Source organism: Promicromonospora vindobonensis (assembly GCF_042685865.1).
Taxonomy (GTDB): domain Bacteria; phylum Actinomycetota; class Actinomycetes; order Actinomycetales; family Cellulomonadaceae; genus Promicromonospora; species Promicromonospora vindobonensis.
In genome coordinates this window covers 2,219,338-2,236,252 of the sequence record NZ_JBHUOG010000002.1, presented here as the reverse complement: position 1 = coordinate 2,236,252, position 16,915 = coordinate 2,219,338, and the positions used below count along the sequence as shown (strand labels likewise).

Annotated in this window: 17 protein-coding genes; 8 read left to right on the top strand and 9 right to left on the bottom strand. The window is 67.7% G+C overall.

Annotated features, from left to right (window positions below; genetic code table 11):
* The first annotated feature begins 156 nt into the window (after nt 1-156).
* The 6 genes from ACFS27_RS23250 (at nt 157) to ACFS27_RS23225 (ending at nt 3,629) form a co-directional block, all read left to right on the top strand.
* Entirely contained in the window at nt 157-387 is a 231-nt protein-coding gene (locus tag ACFS27_RS23250; protein WP_108491251.1) for a hypothetical protein, read from the top strand.
* Nucleotides 384-908: a DUF6879 family protein gene (locus ACFS27_RS23245; protein ID WP_377188182.1), complete on the top strand. Its 525-nt coding sequence runs from the start codon at nt 384-386 to the stop codon at nt 906-908. The genes ACFS27_RS23250 and ACFS27_RS23245 overlap by 4 nt, the downstream gene beginning before the upstream one ends.
* Nucleotides 886-1,770, top strand: coding sequence for a helix-turn-helix domain-containing protein (locus ACFS27_RS23240; protein WP_377188179.1), 885 nt, complete (start codon nt 886-888; stop codon nt 1,768-1,770). The genes ACFS27_RS23245 and ACFS27_RS23240 overlap by 23 nt, the downstream gene beginning before the upstream one ends.
* Nucleotides 1,771-1,824: 54 nt before the next feature.
* The gene (locus tag ACFS27_RS23235) at nt 1,825-2,661 is read left to right on the top strand and encodes an HAD family hydrolase (RefSeq protein WP_377191144.1); all 837 of its coding nucleotides are present in this window, start codon (nt 1,825-1,827) and stop codon (nt 2,659-2,661) included.
* Nucleotides 2,658-2,822, top strand: a complete 165-nt coding sequence (locus ACFS27_RS23230; RefSeq protein WP_377188176.1) for a hypothetical protein — start codon at nt 2,658-2,660, stop codon at nt 2,820-2,822. Before ACFS27_RS23235 ends, ACFS27_RS23230 begins: the two co-directional genes overlap by 4 nt.
* A gap of 165 nt (nt 2,823-2,987) precedes the next feature.
* Nucleotides 2,988-3,629, top strand: a complete 642-nt coding sequence (locus ACFS27_RS23225; RefSeq protein WP_377188173.1) for a DUF4145 domain-containing protein — start codon at nt 2,988-2,990, stop codon at nt 3,627-3,629.
* Between the two features lie 20 nt (nt 3,630-3,649).
* Here the strand turns inward: ACFS27_RS23225 and ACFS27_RS23220 are convergent, their stop codons facing one another.
* The 7 genes from ACFS27_RS23220 to ACFS27_RS23190 all read right to left on the bottom strand — a co-directional run bounded on the left by ACFS27_RS23220 (nt 3,650) and on the right by ACFS27_RS23190 (nt 12,407).
* On the bottom strand, nt 3,650-4,468 hold the full coding sequence (locus ACFS27_RS23220; RefSeq protein WP_377188170.1) for a hypothetical protein: 819 nt from the start codon (nt 4,466-4,468) through the stop codon (nt 3,650-3,652).
* 744 nt (nt 4,469-5,212) lie between these two features.
* Nucleotides 5,213-5,614 (bottom strand): helix-turn-helix domain-containing protein, encoded by a 402-nt coding sequence (locus tag ACFS27_RS23215; RefSeq protein ID WP_377188167.1) that lies wholly within the window; start codon nt 5,612-5,614, stop codon nt 5,213-5,215.
* 83 nt (nt 5,615-5,697) lie between these two features.
* On the bottom strand, nt 5,698-7,092 hold the full coding sequence (locus ACFS27_RS23210) for a site-specific integrase (RefSeq protein ID WP_377188165.1): 1,395 nt from the start codon (nt 7,090-7,092) through the stop codon (nt 5,698-5,700).
* Between the two features lie 480 nt (nt 7,093-7,572).
* Nucleotides 7,573-9,687, bottom strand: a complete 2,115-nt coding sequence (locus tag ACFS27_RS23205) for a MucR family transcriptional regulator (RefSeq protein ID WP_377188163.1) — start codon at nt 9,685-9,687, stop codon at nt 7,573-7,575.
* Nucleotides 9,688-9,737: 50 nt separating this feature from the next.
* Nucleotides 9,738-10,586, bottom strand: a complete 849-nt coding sequence (locus ACFS27_RS23200) for a hypothetical protein (protein ID WP_377188160.1) — start codon at nt 10,584-10,586, stop codon at nt 9,738-9,740.
* A 150-nt stretch (nt 10,587-10,736) separates the two neighbouring features.
* Complete coding sequence (locus ACFS27_RS23195; protein ID WP_377188157.1) at nt 10,737-11,486, bottom strand: AAA family ATPase; 750 nt, start codon at nt 11,484-11,486, stop codon at nt 10,737-10,739.
* Nucleotides 11,487-11,525: 39 nt separating this feature from the next.
* On the bottom strand, nt 11,526-12,407 hold the full coding sequence (locus ACFS27_RS23190) for an LLM class F420-dependent oxidoreductase (RefSeq protein ID WP_377188154.1): 882 nt from the start codon (nt 12,405-12,407) through the stop codon (nt 11,526-11,528).
* A 136-nt stretch (nt 12,408-12,543) separates the two neighbouring features.
* Between ACFS27_RS23190 and ACFS27_RS23185 the strand changes: the two genes are divergently transcribed.
* Complete coding sequence (locus ACFS27_RS23185) at nt 12,544-13,347, top strand: alpha/beta fold hydrolase (protein ID WP_377188151.1); 804 nt, start codon at nt 12,544-12,546, stop codon at nt 13,345-13,347.
* A 57-nt stretch (nt 13,348-13,404) separates the two neighbouring features.
* On the opposite strand, the gene ACFS27_RS23180 is transcribed toward ACFS27_RS23185, so the two are convergent.
* Nucleotides 13,405-14,685: a hypothetical protein gene (locus ACFS27_RS23180; protein ID WP_377188148.1), complete on the bottom strand. Its 1,281-nt coding sequence runs from the start codon at nt 14,683-14,685 to the stop codon at nt 13,405-13,407.
* Nucleotides 14,686-14,846: 161 nt separating this feature from the next.
* Complete coding sequence (locus tag ACFS27_RS23175) at nt 14,847-16,067, bottom strand: FAD-dependent monooxygenase (RefSeq protein WP_377188145.1); 1,221 nt, start codon at nt 16,065-16,067, stop codon at nt 14,847-14,849.
* Between the two features lie 106 nt (nt 16,068-16,173).
* Between ACFS27_RS23175 and ACFS27_RS23170 the strand changes: the two genes are divergently transcribed.
* Entirely contained in the window at nt 16,174-16,902 is a 729-nt protein-coding gene (locus ACFS27_RS23170) for a TetR/AcrR family transcriptional regulator (RefSeq protein ID WP_377188142.1), read from the top strand.
* Nucleotides 16,903-16,915 lie beyond the last annotated feature (13 nt).

The following is a 16,915-nucleotide window of genomic DNA, read 5'->3' as shown; positions in this document are numbered from 1 at the left end:
GTGGAGCCAAGCCGCGCGAGATGACGCCTGCCTGAACGGCTCGACGAGTGCGTGAACGGGGTTGCGTGACATCACAGGGAGCCTTGACGGGCCACTGTGAGCCGGGCGACCCTTGACGGGCAGTCCACCCCGTTTTCGAGCAATGGAGATACCACCATGCGCGCACGCTTCCTGGGCAAGGACCCGCAGTCAGGCAAGGACGGTTCGCCTACGCTGTTCGCCACCGACCGCACGGACCGTGAGACGTTCCTAGTGCAGGGCTGGAAGGTGACCGACAGCGCCGCACTGTCCGACGTCGGTACGGTGCCGGGCCACGAGGACATCGTCGAGGTGCCCGTCGAGATCTTGGAGATGTACTTGGAGCACAAGGCGAAGCAGGCTCAGTGACGGACCTAATACTGATCGGCCCCGAGTGGCGAAATCTGTTCGAGACGTTCGAGCACACGGCATTTCGGCTGGAAGTGCGTGAGGCTTACAACGTCCCGAGCGAGCGTGAACCAATGCGCCGATTCCTTGCGGGTGATGCAAACCCTGATTGGCTGAGCGATTGGCTGATTGACATTCGCAAGGATACCGACGACGGCAAGGTGTACCGCCGTGTTCGCGTCGTGTCGCTCCCGCTCTCGGATTACAGCCGGTTCGGTCTTACCTTCTCCAAGTGTAACAACGACGCGGGCGAAGACATCCGTTATCTCCTCCGCGACAACGCCAACGAGCTACCCACGTTCGACTACTGGCTGTTCGATTCTCGGACGGTTGCCAAGATGCACTTTGGCGATCGGGACAACCTCCTGGGGTTCGAGCTGATTGAAGAGCCGGCTGTTGTGGTCGAACTTAACTACTGGCGTGACGCCGCATGGCATCGCGCGATGACGAGAGACGAATTTGCCTCGCAACACCTCAAGTAGCGGTGATGTCAACGACGCACGGAACGAGCTGGCCGGGCGTCTGCGAGAGCTGCGGCGAGCCTCTGGCCTGACTGGTCAGGGGCTCGCTGTCTCGCTGTCCTGGCAGCCGTCCAAGGTCTCCAAGATCGAGCACGCCAAGCAGACGCCGTCGGACGACGACATCCGCGCATGGTGTGGCGCCTGCGATGCTGAGCACGAGACAGAGGGTCTGCTGGCTGCCCTCCACACGCTTGAGACGCGGCACGCAGAGTGGCGCCGGGTGCTCAAGGGTGGGCTGGCGTCGTTCCAGGATAAGCATGCGCGCTCTGAGGAACAGGCCCGACTATTCCGGGCGTTCTGCCCTGTGTACATTCCAGGATTGATGCAGACCCCGGAGTATGCCCGATCCCGATTCATCGAGAGTGCGCGACAGTTCGGGAACGTTCAGGACATCGGAGCTGCGGTAGAGGCCCGTATGCGGCGGCAGGAGGTCCTGAGCGACACATCGAAGAAGTTCCGCTTCATTCTCACCGAGGCGACTCTGCTCTACACGCTGTGCCCTCCGGGCGTCATGCTCGGGCAGATTGGCCGGATTATTTCGTTGTCAATGCTCCCCAACGTCCGCCTCGGCATCATCCCGTTTGAAACATTCTGCGCGGTAGCACCACAGCACGGGTTCTGGGTTCAAGACAAAGACCTGGTGACCATCGAGACCTTCTCGGCAGAGCTCAACCTTGCCCAGCCGCCCGAGGTGGAGTTCTACACGAAGGTGTTTGAGACCTTGGCCGTGTCGGCCGACTACGACCGGAAGGCGCGGGCGCTGCTCGACCGGGCGCTAGAGACCGTGGCCGAGCGGCTCGGGAGCGATTCCGAGCAATTCTGAGCAAGTTGCTCGCGCGATGGTGTGATCGCCTCTAGCGTCCTGCGCGTGACTTCAATGACTGCACAGCAACTCTTGCGGGCCGCCGACGCCACTGCGCCGTTGCTCGTGGCGTGCGACATTGACGGGACGTTGGTCCGCACCGGATCACCGGCCACGCAAGCCGTGCGCGAAGCGGTATCGGCTGTGCGCGGCGCTGGTCATCACGTCGTGCTGTCTACCGGTCGCTCGCTCGCTGGTGCACTCCCTGTCGCCCGGGAGCTCGGGCTCGATGATGCGTGGTTGGTGGCGTCGAACGGGGCCACGACGGCGCACCTGTCGGGCGGCTCCTACGCCGTGGTGGAGTGTTTGCCGGTACACGCCGAGAGTGCCGTACGCGTGGCCGCTCGACTGCAACCGAACGTGCGCATCGCGGCCGAGGCTGTGGGCGTTGGCTATCGCGTGAGCCGAGCATTCCCTAGGGGCGAACTCAACGGCAGGCAGGAGGGCGTTGCCCGCCTGGCGGATCTCTGGGCCTCGCCATCGCCCCGGCTGGCGATCCTCGGGCCGGACGCGGCGCGGCTGGTACCCGCCCTGAGCGCGCTCGGTTTGACAGCACTACTGACACGGCCAGATTGGGTGGACGTCACCCCACCGAACGTCTCTAAGGCAACGGCGCTGGAGAAGGTGCGTGAACGCCTGGGCGTCGAGCACTACCGCACTGTCGCAATTGGCGACGGTGAGAACGACATTGAGATGTTGGTTTGGGCGGGGGAGGGGTACGCGATGGGCCATGCTCCCGCGCCTGTGCTGGCTGTGGCCGATGTCGTTACCGGCACGATTGACGACGACGGCGCGGCAACCGCGCTCCGCGGGCTCCTGGTGTCGTCCGCACAGGCGGGGTTGACGGCATGAGTGCGCCCAGCTGGGAAGAGGTCTTTGCTGCCGACGAGCCGCGCGCGGCCAGTGCCGAGGCGGAGTTGACGACCGCCGAGCCGAAGCCCTGGGAGCTCCCGGGCGGGCGTGACTACACCTGGGAAGTGTCGTACGACGATGGCAAGTCCTGGCGTGGGTAACGCCGTGGGGCCGATCCGTTGCGCAACGACAGGGAGCCTGTATCCGACCTGAGCCGGGGCTCAGGATCCTCCAGGGTGCGGGCTTCGTCGTTGCCGGGGGGTGATGTCCTGTCGTCACCCCGTAATCCCGTCGCCCGGACGAGTACCCACTTGTATCGTTTCGCCATGACATCAACGGTGTGCGGCTGGTGCGGCGTCCATTCAAATATGACGCCTCACGGTCCTGAAGTAGTGGACAATGCTATCGCCGTCGACTACCAACGGGTAAACGCCGCATTTGTGTGCGACTACTGTCGCCATCTGTGCGTTGGAAGCTGGATGCGCAACGTTGATTTTGAAAGATCGGGCTCGTGGCCGGAAGACTCCAGAATAAAGTGGTCCCCTCCACATTCCGAACGCCACACTTTCCCCGACGTCCCGAAGCCGATAGGCGCAGCAGCCACTGAGGCTTGGCTGTGTTTTTCGGAAGGTGCATTGCGCGGCGCACTGGCTGTTGCTCGCGCGGTTATCGAGGCCTCGGCCAAACATGAAGGTGTGACGGTAAAAGGGATCGCGACCAAGATCGAGAAGCTCGCCGAGCTGGGCAAGATCCGTCCACACATCAAAGAGGTTGCCCACGAGATTCGGGAATACGGCAACGAGATCGCGCACGGCGACCTTGACGCCGAGTACACGCAGGAGGACACGCGGCTAGTGCTCGTTCTCATGAACGAGGTTCTGGATGACCTTTTCCAGTCGCCCGCACGTCTCGAACAAGCAAGGGCGGCACGCCAAGGGCGCAAGGCCAAGGACGCTCCGCTGTCCTAGTACGGCGCCCAGCTCCCATGTCACCCGAACGGGCGCGGTCCACCGCTACGGTTCAGCTCATCCCAGCGCTTCCAGACCTGTTCGTAGATGTGGGCGGTGGTGACGACAAGCCGAGCTAGGTCGCTGCGCTCGTACGCGGAGCGTTCGATCTTCCTGCCGTACGGATCGGTGTACTGCTCACCGATTCCGGCGACCACCCACCGTCGGGCGTGCGCAGCGCCGCTTGCCCGACGCCAAGTGTCCAACCCAAGAAGCCTGGTCCACGGGTCTCCGGCTGTTTCACCCATGGCCTCGAACGTCTCCATGACCAGTTCGGTTTCGACAAACTTGGTCGATCCTCCGAGCTCGGCTAGGGCGGAGCGCACCCTGGAGACACGCTCTTGCATGTCCTTGAGTCCTTCGTTCGCGAGTCTGCGTCCATCCTTGTGGTCCTGTCCCTGCAACGTCGGATCGTTGAGAAAGTCCTTGAACCGACCCTGGCTGTCCGTCAGGTCCTTGTGCACGACACGCAAGGCTCGGATCACTCGCTCCTCGGAGCTGTCGGGCTGCAAGATCCAATAGGCCGTGCAGGCGCCAATGAACGGCGTGCGCGCAAGAGTGAATGCCGGGCCAGCGTTAGCGAACTGGTTGTCACGCCACAGCGCATCCAGTGCCTGGACGTGGTTCTCCACCACCGTAAGCGCGAACCATGCGCGCATGTACGGGGGTTCGAGCGAACACACGGTCTCGTCGGCGAGAAGTGCCCCTCCCGGTTCAAGGACGGGGGGTTGTCCCTCCTCGAACCGATGGCGATAGACCGCGAACGTGTGCAGTGCCCTACGTAGCTCCTGGTCCGCCATGGAGGGATCCTCCCACCAGCGAGTGGCGGGTGTCAGTCCCGATTACCAGAGTGCTGGCTCAGCCCATACGCGCCCATCGCCCGGCGGGCGCTGGAAGTGGTGTGCGCATCTGACCTGCGCGGATACGGCCGCACACCCTGGTGTGCGGCGAACTTGGTGTGCGCAGAGCGTGCGCTTGTTTGTCACCATCGACGCATGGATATGTACTCGCGTGCAGTCCGCCCGGTGGAGGCCAGCGTGCGGAGCCGACTGGCCCAGCCGTCGGGCGACGCCCACGCACGAACACGTTCCGCCTGTGAGCAATATCCACGAGCTGGGGGACATGCGTTCGCGGTGTTCACCGCCATGTCCCCCCACCCGGGACGTACCTGGGAGAGCAGCGTGGGGGACGTCAGGTGGTACATCGACAGGTACGGGTGGCGTGCACAATCGGCAGCATGGGGCAGGCAGGTGCAGACGTATGCGGGCTAACCCGGACATGCGCGTGGTGGCAAATTGCCACCACCGCGCGACCTGCGGGTTCGCTCCGGCTTGCCACGCGATAGGCGCCGGGCTGACGCCAGCGTCAGGGCTAATCCGGACAGCCGCGGTGGTGCCAATTTGGCACCACCGTGTGACCTGGGTATCTACCCGAACGACACATTCGCTACAGCCCGCTCCGGCACAGGAGAACAAAAAGAACAATTATGGTTCTGCCAATTTGGCAGGACCATACGACCAGGGAAGACGCCCCCGGCCCGGGGATCACCGCGTGCAGGCTTCGACGTAGGCGTCCACAACCGACCGCCGCACCACGATCCTCCGCCCGATCCGGGTACCGGCAAGCAGCCCACGCCGCACCAGCTCCCCGGCCGTCCACGACGAGACACCGAGATAAGCACCGATGCCCTCGTAGGTCAGGTACGGGTCCTCAGGGTCGCCCGTTTGCTCGGCCCGGTACCGGGCCAGCACCGATCGCCGCACCCGTAGTCGGCCACCGATCCGCGCGCATGGTCCGATGCGTCCCCGGCGCACCAGCTCGCCGAACCACCAGCGAGACACTCCGAGCGCCCCGGCGGCCTCGGCCGCCGTCAGCAGCGGATCGTCAATGGCAAACGGCAGCACACCCTGGGCATCCATCTCTGACTCCTGTCCGATCGCGGTCATCGACAGGTAGGTGTGCACGACCCCCCCCAAGCACCCGCCGCCGCCCGGCCCCATAGAAGGGCACCGGGCAGCAGCAGGCACCCTCACCCGCTCAGCCCAGGGAACTCCACTACATTCGACGCCCGCCTCGCCGCCTGGATCTCGGCCATCCGTGCAGCCAGCCGCTCGTCGCCATCGTCGGTGGCGTGCTGGTAGACCATCGCGGCAGCGACCGTCGAGTGCCCGATCCGCCGCTGTAGCTCGGCCAGCGTCGCCCCTGCCTCGGCGGCACGAGTAGCCGCGAGGTGTCGCAGGTCGTGCCAGCGGAGTTCAAGAGGCGCCCCAGCACGCCTCTTGGCGCGAGAGAACATCGACGAGCGATTCCCGCCACGCACCGGCCGCCCGGCTGCCGTGGCGAACACCAGTGCCCGAGGACTAGGCCCGGTGTAGCGGTCCAGGTGGACCAGGAGCGCTCGCGCTGCCTCTGGCGGCAGGTGCACCTTGCGGCGTCCAGCGTCGGACTTGGGCGGGCCGAACGCGACGGGCTTGCCCGGCACGTCCACGAGTGTCTGCCGCACGTTCAGGCGCACGCCACCCTGCGGCGTCCGCTCGACGTGCTGGCGTTCGAGCGCGAACAACTCACCCGCCCGTAGCCCGGAGTGCGCCGCGACGATCACGGCCGCGCGATACCGCTCGGACGGCCCGTCGAAGGCTGCCGCGATGGCATCCACAACGGTGTCACCGGGGACTACGCGTTCCGCGGGCCGGGTCTGGCCGGCGCCGCGGATGCTGCACGGGTTCGCCTCGATGAGCCGGTCGCGCACGGCGTCACCGCAGATCGTCCGCAGCAGCGCGTAGGCGTGCGCCGCCTGGGTGCGGCCGGTCACCGTCCCGGCATGCCGCGACTCGACCGACGCCGAACGCGGCTCCCCAGCGGACCGCCACGCCTGCCACACCGCCGCCGGCATCCGCCCGGAGTCGCCCACCGGCAGGCCAGTCGAACGTGCCCACGCCCGCACATGCGCGGCGTCGCTCGGCCCGCCACCACGGGCCAGCCACTCGGCAGCAGACGCCGCCGTGGCCACCAACAGTGCCGCGTACCACTCGCTCACCATGGTGTGCGACAGCGACCGCAGGGGGAGTGCGCCGAGGTCGAGCTGTCGCCCACCGCCCGGGCTCGGCAGCGGCGTCAGGATCCAGCGCCGCAGCAGCCGCTCGTAGCCGTCGAGGGTGGAGGGCTTCAGGTCCCGCGTGGCGAGCCAGCGCTGCGCGTATTCGCGCAGCGGCACGTCGCCCGTCTCGGGCTCGCGGTAGGTGCCCTGGTAGACGTCGCTGAGCACGCGGGCCAGGGCGGCGTTCGCGGCCTTCTCGGACTCAAATGTGCCGATCGGGCGGCGCACGCCGTCGGGCCCCGTGTACCTGGCTTGCCAGCGGTTCGGGCCGCGCTGCCGGATGTTGCCGTAGGCGCGTCGGATGCTGCGGCGGGGACGCTTGGTCATGCTTCGAGGTGTGCGCGAGCCCCCAGGGGGAGTGCCCTGCGGATCGGGTGAAGCGGACATTGTGGCTCCGGCTCCTGGCCCTGCCGCGAGCGACTTAGGGCCATTTAGGGCCAGCCGGCGCCGCTTCCAGCCCGCCAGAATGCACGAAGCCCAGGTCAGAAACACTCTCTGACCTGGGCTTCCGCACTCTGAGCGGGCGACGGGAATCGAACCCGCGTAATTAGTTTGGAAGGCACCCGCCGTACGATCGGCTGGGGTGCTGCGACCAGCCGGTTTGCCCGGCTGACCTGCAACTAGTGTAGTGCGGACGTAGGAGTCTGCGGGGTCGATTCGGAGTCCGTGGTGCACGAATCGGTACCCGTTGGCGGGAGATAGGGCATCTAAGGGCACGGACCCGATGGCGGGTTCCCGGCTGTCGAAGCGGCTCACGCGGCGGGATTCGCCTGATGGGCGCGCTCGCCCCCCGCCTGAGCGGCGGGCCTATTCGGCGCTCGCGCGTTCTTGCTCCGCGTAGCGGAAGCGGTTGTAGTGCGTCCTGCACCAGCCGCGCGCGACGACCGGGGCGTCGCAGCCGTCGATGGTGCACGGGGGCCGTACCTTCTTCTTGCGTCCGCCTCCAGGGCGGGCGCCGCCCAACTTGCCCTTGGCGGTCAGCCAGTCGGGGTCGATCTGGTCCAGGAGTATCGCTGCGCGGATCTGTCGTCCGGCGCGGACCTGGGTGCGTTGCACGGTCAGCCAGCGTGCGAGGTTGCCGGTCGCGCCGCTGACGGTGCCGTGCTCGGCGACGTGTTCCCGCGCCGCTTGAATCATCGCGAGGCCCTGCTCGGTGAGCAGGGGCGGCAGGTGGGCGCCCATCGCGCGGCCCTTGACGCGGGTCAGGTCGATCGCCGTGCCGAGGTGTTCAGCGATCGCCCGCCAGTCCTTGTTCTGCGCGATCGCCCATGCGACGGCGTCGTCCCAGCCGCCCCAGCCCGCGTCGGCGAGCTGCTGCTGCCAGGCCGCGTCCGCGTCGTCGGCCAGGGCCTCGACCTTCCGTACCGCGTCGCCGCTTGGTCCCAGATCCTCGCCTCGCGCCAGTGCCTCGGCACGAGCGGCGCGTTCCTTCTCCTTGACGACGAGGTAGCGGGCCATTTGCCGGTGCCGCCTACACAGGTCCTCCCGGTGGGCGTGCTCGCGGCAGTCCGGCTCGGAGCAGACGGGCACCTCGATCTTCTTGCGTCCGGTACGCCACTGCGGGTCGATCAGGTCCAGCTCTTCGTTGATCCGGGACGCCTGCCCGGCCGCGTCGGAGCGTCGGCGCCGGTCGAGCCAGAACGCCAGAGGCCCCGGCTCCATGTCCCACAGCGATCCCCGCTGCTGTACGTGTCGGCGGCACTCCTCGAGCATCCGGAGCGCGGTGGGATGCAGGCGCTTCTTGCGGAAGTCGATCTGGACCCCTGCCGCAGCGGCCTGCTCAAGCGTGTTGGCGTAATTGGTGCCGACTCGTTCGGCGACCTGCCGCCAGCCGACGTTGTTCTCCCGCGCCCACCGCTCGGCGTCCTGCCACGTGAACCAGCCCGCCTCGCTGAGCCTCGACTGCCAGTAGGTCTCGGAACGAGCGCGCCGCCGTTCGGCGACCACCGGCGAGATGGACGGGATCTCGACCTCAGGGCCGAGGGCACCTCTGCGGCGGCTGCGCTCGGTGTACTGCGCCACGGTCAGGGCGTGCACCGTGATCAGGTGGACGGACAGGACACGGAAATGATCGCCGCATTCCAGGCACTGGACGAGGGGAACGCCGTCGGCGCGTTGCTGGTCGCGCTCGCGCCTGGCGAGGTGCCGCGCGTAGTGGGTCTTGCACAGACCATGCGAGACCGACAGTGCAGTCGCCGAACAGCCGTCGCCGCTGCAGGCCGGAAGCGGGCGTCTGGCGGGCGGCAGGTCCCAATGCGGGTCGATCTCGTCGAGCAGGTCATGCACCCGGGACCGGTACCCGCCGCGCAGATGAACCCGCTCGTTCGACAGCCAGTTGTTCGTCGCCCTGTCGTTGACCCGGTACAGCGAGCCATGCTCGTCCGCCCAGATGCGGCAACGCCCCAGCATCTTCCACTGCTTGTCGGTGACTCGCGCGGGGATACTCACGCCCTCCGTCGCCGCACGCTCCCGGACGTGCCCTCCCGCGGCCAGCCCCAGGTGGGCCGCGACACCGTCCCAGTTCTGGTTGTTCTCCACCGCCCACACGGCCGCGTCCGCCCACGACGACCAGCCCACCTGCGCCAGGCGAGCCATCCAGTCCGCCTCCGAGAGCGTCCTGCGGTGCGCGACGGCTCGATCCTGGACGCGCTTCTCGGGGCGAGGAATGTCGTGGCCCGGCTTGAACCCGATCGACAGCAGCTTCGCTAGCGCCTCGGGGTGTTCTGCGAGCTCCTGCTTCTTCCGCTCGCTACGCGCCTCGGTCACTGACGGCGCCTCCAACGGATCTCCCCGCAGCAGGTCGTGGGCATCGCGGTACTCGTCGGCGGTCATCTCGTGCGCCCAGCTCACGTGCCGCGCGACCGACCGGAAGAACCTCCCGCACTCGAGGCACTCGATCCTGTCATTCGGGTCTGCGGTCACCAGCGCATCCCAGCATGAACCGCCCAGGAACAAAACCCGCCGGCGACCCGTCATAGAAGGCGCTGCGGAGGTACGGGCGCCGCGCCGGTCGGCCCATTGAGCATCAGGCGGAGCATGAGAGCCGACTCCTGCCGGGCCCGGTGATCGTGTGGATCCGACAGCAAGGCACCCGCCACGATCAGCGACTGTGCCGCCGCCCGCTGGTCCGCAGCCGAACCGGTCCGAAGCCGGTGAAGCGCGCTCTGGGACAGCTCCCCGGCCTCGTCAATGGCACGATCTGCGCGGAGACACCGAACAGCGATGGCGACGACAGCGAGCGGTGCCAACAGGACTAGCCAGAAGGGAATGGATGAGCTGAGCGCCCCAGCGACCGACGTGGACGCGGTGTGGTGCCCGAGCAATTCCTCGAAAGGGCGCTCGCCCGCAGATTTCTTCGAAGAGTGCTGCGTTGCAACCAACAACAGCGACAGCGCCACCGGGGCCACGACGGTCACCACCACGATCATCAGCGCGGTCCAGCCTCCCCCTTGGAAGGCAGCCAGGGTCAGGATTACGCATGCGATCTCTGAACCGGTGCTCTGCGTCCGAGCGTAGATCGTGGCAACCAGGCCCGCGCCGACCGCGAGAACAACGACGAGGCCCCCACGTGCCGGATGGCTCAACCACGATGCGCCATCGCTGATCCACTCGGGAGGCGTGATCGACAGCGTCTCCAGTAGCCGGCTCAAGCCGTCAAGGGGAGATCGCGGACGAGTCGACGTGAGCATTGCCCACCAGAGCCAGCCGCTAGCGAGCCCGTAGACGAGCCCGGCCAGGACCCGGTCCCACGAGACACCGAAAAACTTCTCGATGTGCGGCCCCACGTCCCTGATCTCCGTCCAGGACATCCCTGACGTCATGCTTCCCCCTCGCGTTCGATGATCAATCTGCCGGCGCCGTCCGAACTGGCTGGCGCCGCAGACCGTACCGGCAGACTCCGACAGCGCGGTCAGACGGGAAGTTCGGCGACACCGACGGCAGAAGTCGTGTAGGCCGTTGGAGGAATGAGCTCACAATGCTCGACCTTGGCTGTCAGGGTCGAGTGCTCCACTGACGCCATGGTCGACTTCCCACAACCTCCCGAAGATCCGAATGTCGTGTTCGGAGTCGACCGGAAGGCAGCGACCCGAGCTGTGCCCGCTCTGGGATGGGACGATCGTCTTGCCCGCTCCGGCGGGCCCGACCAGCAGGTCCACCGTCCGCCCAGACGTGGCGACCGCGGTGACGGCACGAGCCTGCTCGCCGGTGAGCGTCCGCCCGCGGTCGGACCGCCCAACAACTGCGTCCAGGTCCCAGCCGGACAGGCGTGGAGCGCCGTGGTACTCGGCAAGGTCGAGGAGCCGCTCCTCCGCCTCGCATGCCCCGGCGGAGGTAAACACGGTGTGGTGCCGGGGCCGCAGCCGGGTAGTCCCGTCCGGGCGCTGCAACGTCGCCGGGGTCGGCGCGAGGTCACCTGGCGTGAGCTCGATCGACCCGCCTTTGGCGATCTCGACGATCCGAGCCGTGACGGCCCCGCGCTCCGCGACCGAGGCGAACCGCCAGCCGAGCGTCTGCCGGGAGGCTTCGGCCCACAAGTCCAGTGCGTCCAGGTCGACTTCTTGTCCGATACCGTCGCGAACGTCTGCGCGGCGGCTGTGGTGATCGCGTCCCCGGGAACGTCGTCGGCTGTGTTGCAGCGTCCGGCCGATCCCGTGATGAGACGTCGGGCGAAGCCGGCCGGGCTTCCGTCGGGCATGAACCGTGCCGCTCGACGTCGCCAATCTGCGGTGAGGTCACGCAGGGAGTGCAGGACCTTACGGTCAGACTTGCTTCAGCCGCGGCACGATGTCCTGGACGAGCCGGGTCGCCCAGGGGACCGGGTTCTCGTAGGCCGTCGGCATCAGCCCGACCAGCGAGATGCCCGCTGCCTTGTACCGCTCCACGTCCGTGAGGAACGCGTCGACGTCGCCCACCGCGTCGCCCTGGTAGAGCATCGTCTTCTCGATAGCGTTGTAGTCGGTGCCGAGCCGGTCGCAGTGGCCACGCAGCACCTCCAGCTTGTGCTTGACCGTCTCCAGCGCCTCGTCGCCCGCCCCGCCGAACAGGTTGCAGGCCTGCCCGTACTGGGCGACCAGCCGCAGCGTCTTCTGCTCGCCGCCCCCGCCGATCATGACCGGGACGGTGCCGCGCGGCGGCTGCGGAAGGTTGATCGTCTCCGCGAGCTGGTAGTGCTTGCCCTCGTAGGCTCCGTCGTTGTCCGACCACATCTGCCGGCAGATCTGCAGGGTCTCCTCGAGACGTTCGAACCGCTCGCCCGTCGACGGGAACGGCACGCCGAGGCCGACGTGCTCACGGTCGTACCAGGCCGCCCCGATGCCCAGCATCGCGCGGCCTCGCGAGAGCACGTCGAGCGTGGAGACCGTCTTGGCCAGCAGGCCCGGGCGCCGGTAGGTGACGCCGGTGACCAGGAGGCTCAGCCGGACGTTCTTCGTCACGCCGGCGAGGTACCCGAGGGAGGTGTATCCCTCCAGCATGGGCTCGTACGGCCCGCCTGCCTGCAGCATCTGGAACCAGTGGTCCATGACCGTCAGGAGGTTTACGCCGCCCTCGTCGGCGATCTGTGCGGTCTCGGTGAGACGGTCGGCCAGGGTGGTCTCCCACTCCGGGTGCGTGAACGTGAAGTAGTGGAGCCCAAGTTCCATGAGGTGTTCCTTTGGCGTGAGACGGAGTGTGTGCAGCAGTTCTCGATGCTAAGAACCGAGGCTGTGCTGAGCCAGGCCCTATCAATCCCAGGCTCAGGTCAGTCCGTTGTGGAGGGGCGCGCGTATCGTCCCCGGCATGGAGATCACGCTGGACGGGCTGAGGTTCGACGTCGACGTCTCAGGGCCCGAGGATGGCCCATCCGTGCTGCTGTTGCATGGGTTCCCGCAGTCACGCCGGGCGTTCGACGCCGTCGTACCGCGCCTGCACGCCGCCGGGCTGCGCACGATCGCACCGGACCAGCGCGGCTACTCGCCGGGTGCCCGGCCACTCGACGTGGCCTCGTACGCACCGCACCACCTCGTGGCGGACGCCGTCGGCGTGCTCGACGCGCTCGGGATCGAGCGTGCGCACGTCGTGGGGCACGACTGGGGCGCGGCGGTTGCCTGGCTGCTCGCCGGCAAGGCTTCCGAACGGGTCCTGAGCCTGACCGCGCTGTCAGTGCCGCACCTGTCGGCGTTCGGCTGGGCCATCGCCAACGATCCCGACCAGCAGCAGCGGTCGCGGTACATGGGCTTCTTCCGCACCGAGGGTGTGGCGGAGGACGCCCTGCTGGCCGACGGCGCGGCGCGCCTGCGGGCCATGCTGCCTGCCGAGCAGGCCGACGTGTATGCGGAGCCGTTGTCCGACCGTGCTGCGCTCACCTCAGCCCTGAACTGGTACCGCGCCGGAGGCCTGAGGGACGGCGCCCCGCCGTGCCCCGTCCCGACGACCTTCGTGTGGAGCACCGGCGACAGTGCCATCGGCCGGGCCGGTGTGGACCGGTGCGGCGAGCACGTCACCGGCGAGTACCGGTTCGTCGAGCTGGAGGGTGTCTCGCACTGGATCCCGGAACAGGCCCCGGACGTGGTGGCCGATGCCGTGCTGGCCCGCGCCGCCTGACAGGGATCGTGATGGTGTACCTCGGGATCGGTGCGGTAGGCGTCTACTGGGTCGGCCTTATCCGATAGCACCATGGTCGGCGGCGCGGTGCCACGTCACCGGTAGCTGCGTGGGGTGCCGCACCCACGGCGAGGACGCCCAGGGCAGGCCACCATCGGGCACGCGCAGCGTGATGTCCATGTGCCGCAGGAGGTGGTCGACGGCGGTGCGGGCGATCAGCCGGGCAAGCCGGGGTGCCGGGCAGGCGTGCGGTCCGGTGCCCCAGGACAGGTGGGAGCGGTTGTCGATCTTGTCCCGCTGGTCGTCGGTGTGCGCAGCGGGGTCAGCGTTCGCCGCGGCGATCCCCATCACCAAGGCGTCGCCCTTCCGGATCAGCCGCCCGCCGAGCTCGACGTCGTTGCGTGCGTAGCGCGGGGCGGGGGAGTGGCTGATGGGGGACCTGTGCCACAGGACCTCGTCGAGCGTGCCGTCCAGGGTGATACGGCCCCCTGAGACGCGGGCGGCGAACTTTCGGTCGGCCAGGACCTGGTGCAGTGTCTGCGTGATCCACGCCGTCAGGAAGATCGCCGCCCCGGACACGGGCACGATCGCACTGGTCGCGATCTCGACGTCGTGCGCGAAGTTCTTGTGGCTCACGAGGTGCGTGATCAAGCCCTGACCGCCGTCCTGCCGAACCCGACCGATGTGCTCCATGACGGTGTCAAGCGTCCGAGTCAGGGCCGCGGCCACCTCGTCACCGTCCCCGTCGACGACGGTCGCGGCGTCGGTCATGAGCCGACCGCCGGTCTCCAGGTCGAACCCGAGCGTCGTGGTCATCGCGAGGAACCCGACCGGCTGGCAGTACGCCCTGACCAGGTCCCCCGCCCCGGACACGCCCATCCGCTCGATGACCTTCTCGCACATGTAGGTCGTCTGGTCTCGTACCGCCCGCTCGTCGAGCGCCTCGAGGGCGTCGTCCAGCGGCTCGCGCAGCCGCTGACGTTCCGTGTCGTCGTGGTAGAAAGCAGTCGGACGCGGCTCGGCCGGGGTGAAGGCGCCGATCGCCGTACCGGGCGGCAGCAGGTCGTCGTAGTTCCACCGCCAGTTGGCGGCGTTCCTGCTGAACTGCAGCTCGTCGCGCATCACGTGGCAGTTCTCCGCGTGCCCCAGGACCAGCCAGCCCGAGATCACGGTGTCGCCCTTGCGCTCGATCTCGATCGGCGCTACCGAACCCCACTGCGTGCGCAGCTCGGCGTAGTGGGCCTGCGGATCCGGACTGCTGGTGATCTTCGCCAGGTTCGTCAGCCCCGACAGCTCTTCCAGGCACTCCGCGCCGGCCTGACCTGTCCGCTGTGGCATGGGTGCCATCCGACCGGGCACTTGGCTCGGGCTGGAGGGTCCTGGATGGCTCCATTGGTCGGTGGGATCTCCCATGTCGAACACTGTTCCTCCATGATCGGGCTGCGGCCGGGCCGTTCCTGGGCGGTCGCGCACTCTGTTGCGAGCGAGACGGCGTTGGTTCAGGCGGCGGCGATGTCGATGGACTTCTCGTGGAACTGGCTTGCGAACACCCGTCGCATCAGCCGCTTGCCGGCCGGCGTGCCGAGCAGGGTCTGGCTCATCGTTCGGGTGTTCTTGTCTCGTTGTGTCTGGGGCACGAACATCACCAGGTCGCGGCGTCCGATCTCCTGGTGGGTGGCCATGAACGGGCGCAGCCGGTTCTCCCACTCGCGCAGGCCCCGGGCGGGGCTGCCGGGGTTGCGTTGCAGGGCGGTGCCGAGGAAGTCGGCGCCGGCCAGGGCGCTGGAGGCGCCCATCCCGGAGTAGAGGGTCACGCACCAGGCGGAGTCGCCGAGCAGGACCACGCGGTCGGTGTGCCAGCTCGGCATCACGACCTGGTGGGTGGAGTCGAAGAGGTAGTCGTCGGCGGCCTCGAACTGGTCCAGGAGGTTGCCCAGCACGGGTCCGGTCGGCTCGGGTCCGAAGGCGCGGCGCAGCGACTCGATGGGCGGGCGGCGGAACTGTGCGTCCTCGTCGTCGGTGCGGTAGTTGAAGATCATGGCGGGCTTGTGGTCGATGAACGGGAACACCCACGCCGACCGGCCCGGCTCCGCGACGACTATGCCGTCCGAGGCCTTGAAGCCGGGCACGGGCTCCTTGAGGACGGTGGCGGCGATGATGTGGTGGAACGGTCGCAGGTAGTCGGTGTCCGGGCCGAAGGCCAGGCGGCGGACCGTGGATCGCAGCCCGTCGGCGCCCACCACGAGGTCGAATCGTTCGGTGGTCTCCGTGCTCTGCTCTTGCGCACCTCCGGTGTCAGTGGTGCGCAGGGTGACGTCGACGCCGTCAGGCTTCTCGTCGATGGCTACCGGCGTGGTGCCGAACCGCATCTGGGCGAGCAGCTTGACGGTGTCGTACAGGGCGTTCTCGACGTCGCCACGCATGAGGAGCCGCGGCTCGCCGGGCAGGTCGCCGAAGCCGAGGCCGGGCCTGCGGCGTCCGTCCCGTTCGACGTCGTAGTTGATCCCCTCAGGGTTTGTCCGGTTGCCGATGGCATCCAGCACCCCGAGCCGGTCCGCCGCGGCGCGGCCGGTGTTGAACAGCCCGATGAAGTACCCGGCGGCCCGGCGCTCGGGCGCCCGCTCGACCAGCACGGTCTCCCAGCCGATCTCGTGCAGACGTAGGGCTGTGGCCAGCCCTCCGATCCCCATTCCGACAACGAGTGCGCGCGGCTTGTTCATGTCAGTCCCTCTCCTTCGATGATGTCTCCGTTATTCTTGACTGGCAATGCTTCAGAAGTCAAGAACCCGCGGCTACGATGATGCGAGTCCGAGAAGAGGAGTGACGATGGCGCGTCCGGCGCAGGACCGTGCGGAAGAGATCCTGGATGCGGCACGGGCTCAGCTCCGACTCGACGGCGCGGGGCAGACGACGGTCGATGCCGTGGCCGCGCGTGCCGGCGTCGGCAAGGGAACGGTCTTCCTGTACTGGCCGACCAAGACCAGACTGCTGAATGCCGTCCTGAGCCTTGAGAAGGCCAGGCTCTTGGCCGAGCTCGCGGACGACCTGCGCACCGGGGCCGTGTACTTGAGCGCGGCGCATGTGGTGCGGCGCGAGATCTCAGCCTTCGTGAACAACCCGGACCTGGCGCCGTACTGGCTCGACCTGCCCGGGCCTTCGGCCGACCCGGACTCGTTCCCCGGGCGAGCCCTGCGTCGGATCATCCCGGTCATGCAGGCACGGGGCCTGGTCCAGGACCATGGCATCGACGAGATAGCCACGGGCTTCGAAACCGTGATGTCCGGCGCCGTCAGGCTTGGCCTCGCCGAGCCCAGCCGGAAGGAAGTCCTCCTGGACGCCGCGGAGCACCTCATCGCCGCGGCCTACGACCGGGCCGAAGCCAGCTCGTCGGACGTCGCCAGGGCACTGCCAGAGGTGATCGAGCTCCTGGAGGATGCTGTCGACGAGCTTGTCGTCAACGCCGTGCCGGACCGTCCCACGACGGCTGTGCTCCGGCCCCGCGAGCGTCCGGCTCCGCTGGACGCCGTCGTGGAATCCGTGATCCGGCAGCCCTGACCGCTTTCGGCAA

What these genes read in the sequence shown, in the direction of transcription:
- ACFS27_RS23250 (WP_108491251.1), top strand. Translation starts at nt 157, where the DNA reads ATGCGCGCACGCTTCCTGGGCAAGGACCCGCAGTCAGGCAAGGACGGT.
- ACFS27_RS23235 (WP_377191144.1), top strand. Translation starts at nt 1,825, where the DNA reads ATGACTGCACAGCAACTCTTGCGGGCCGCCGACGCCACTGCGCCGTTG.
- ACFS27_RS23230 (WP_377188176.1), top strand. Translation starts at nt 2,658, where the DNA reads ATGAGTGCGCCCAGCTGGGAAGAGGTCTTTGCTGCCGACGAGCCGCGC.
- ACFS27_RS23225 (WP_377188173.1), top strand. Translation starts at nt 2,988, where the DNA reads ATGACATCAACGGTGTGCGGCTGGTGCGGCGTCCATTCAAATATGACG.
- ACFS27_RS23220 (WP_377188170.1), bottom strand. Translation starts at nt 4,468, where the DNA reads ATGGCGGACCAGGAGCTACGTAGGGCACTGCACACGTTCGCGGTCTAT.
- ACFS27_RS23215 (WP_377188167.1), bottom strand. Translation starts at nt 5,614, where the DNA reads ATGACCGCGATCGGACAGGAGTCAGAGATGGATGCCCAGGGTGTGCTG.
- ACFS27_RS23210 (WP_377188165.1), bottom strand. Translation starts at nt 7,092, where the DNA reads ATGACCAAGCGTCCCCGCCGCAGCATCCGACGCGCCTACGGCAACATC.
- ACFS27_RS23200 (WP_377188160.1), bottom strand. Translation starts at nt 10,586, where the DNA reads ATGACGTCAGGGATGTCCTGGACGGAGATCAGGGACGTGGGGCCGCAC.
- ACFS27_RS23190 (WP_377188154.1), bottom strand. Translation starts at nt 12,407, where the DNA reads ATGGAACTTGGGCTCCACTACTTCACGTTCACGCACCCGGAGTGGGAG.
- ACFS27_RS23185 (WP_377188151.1), top strand. Translation starts at nt 12,544, where the DNA reads ATGGAGATCACGCTGGACGGGCTGAGGTTCGACGTCGACGTCTCAGGG.
- ACFS27_RS23180 (WP_377188148.1), bottom strand. Translation starts at nt 14,685, where the DNA reads ATGCCACAGCGGACAGGTCAGGCCGGCGCGGAGTGCCTGGAAGAGCTG.
- ACFS27_RS23175 (WP_377188145.1), bottom strand. Translation starts at nt 16,067, where the DNA reads ATGAACAAGCCGCGCGCACTCGTTGTCGGAATGGGGATCGGAGGGCTG.
- ACFS27_RS23170 (WP_377188142.1), top strand. Translation starts at nt 16,174, where the DNA reads ATGGCGCGTCCGGCGCAGGACCGTGCGGAAGAGATCCTGGATGCGGCA.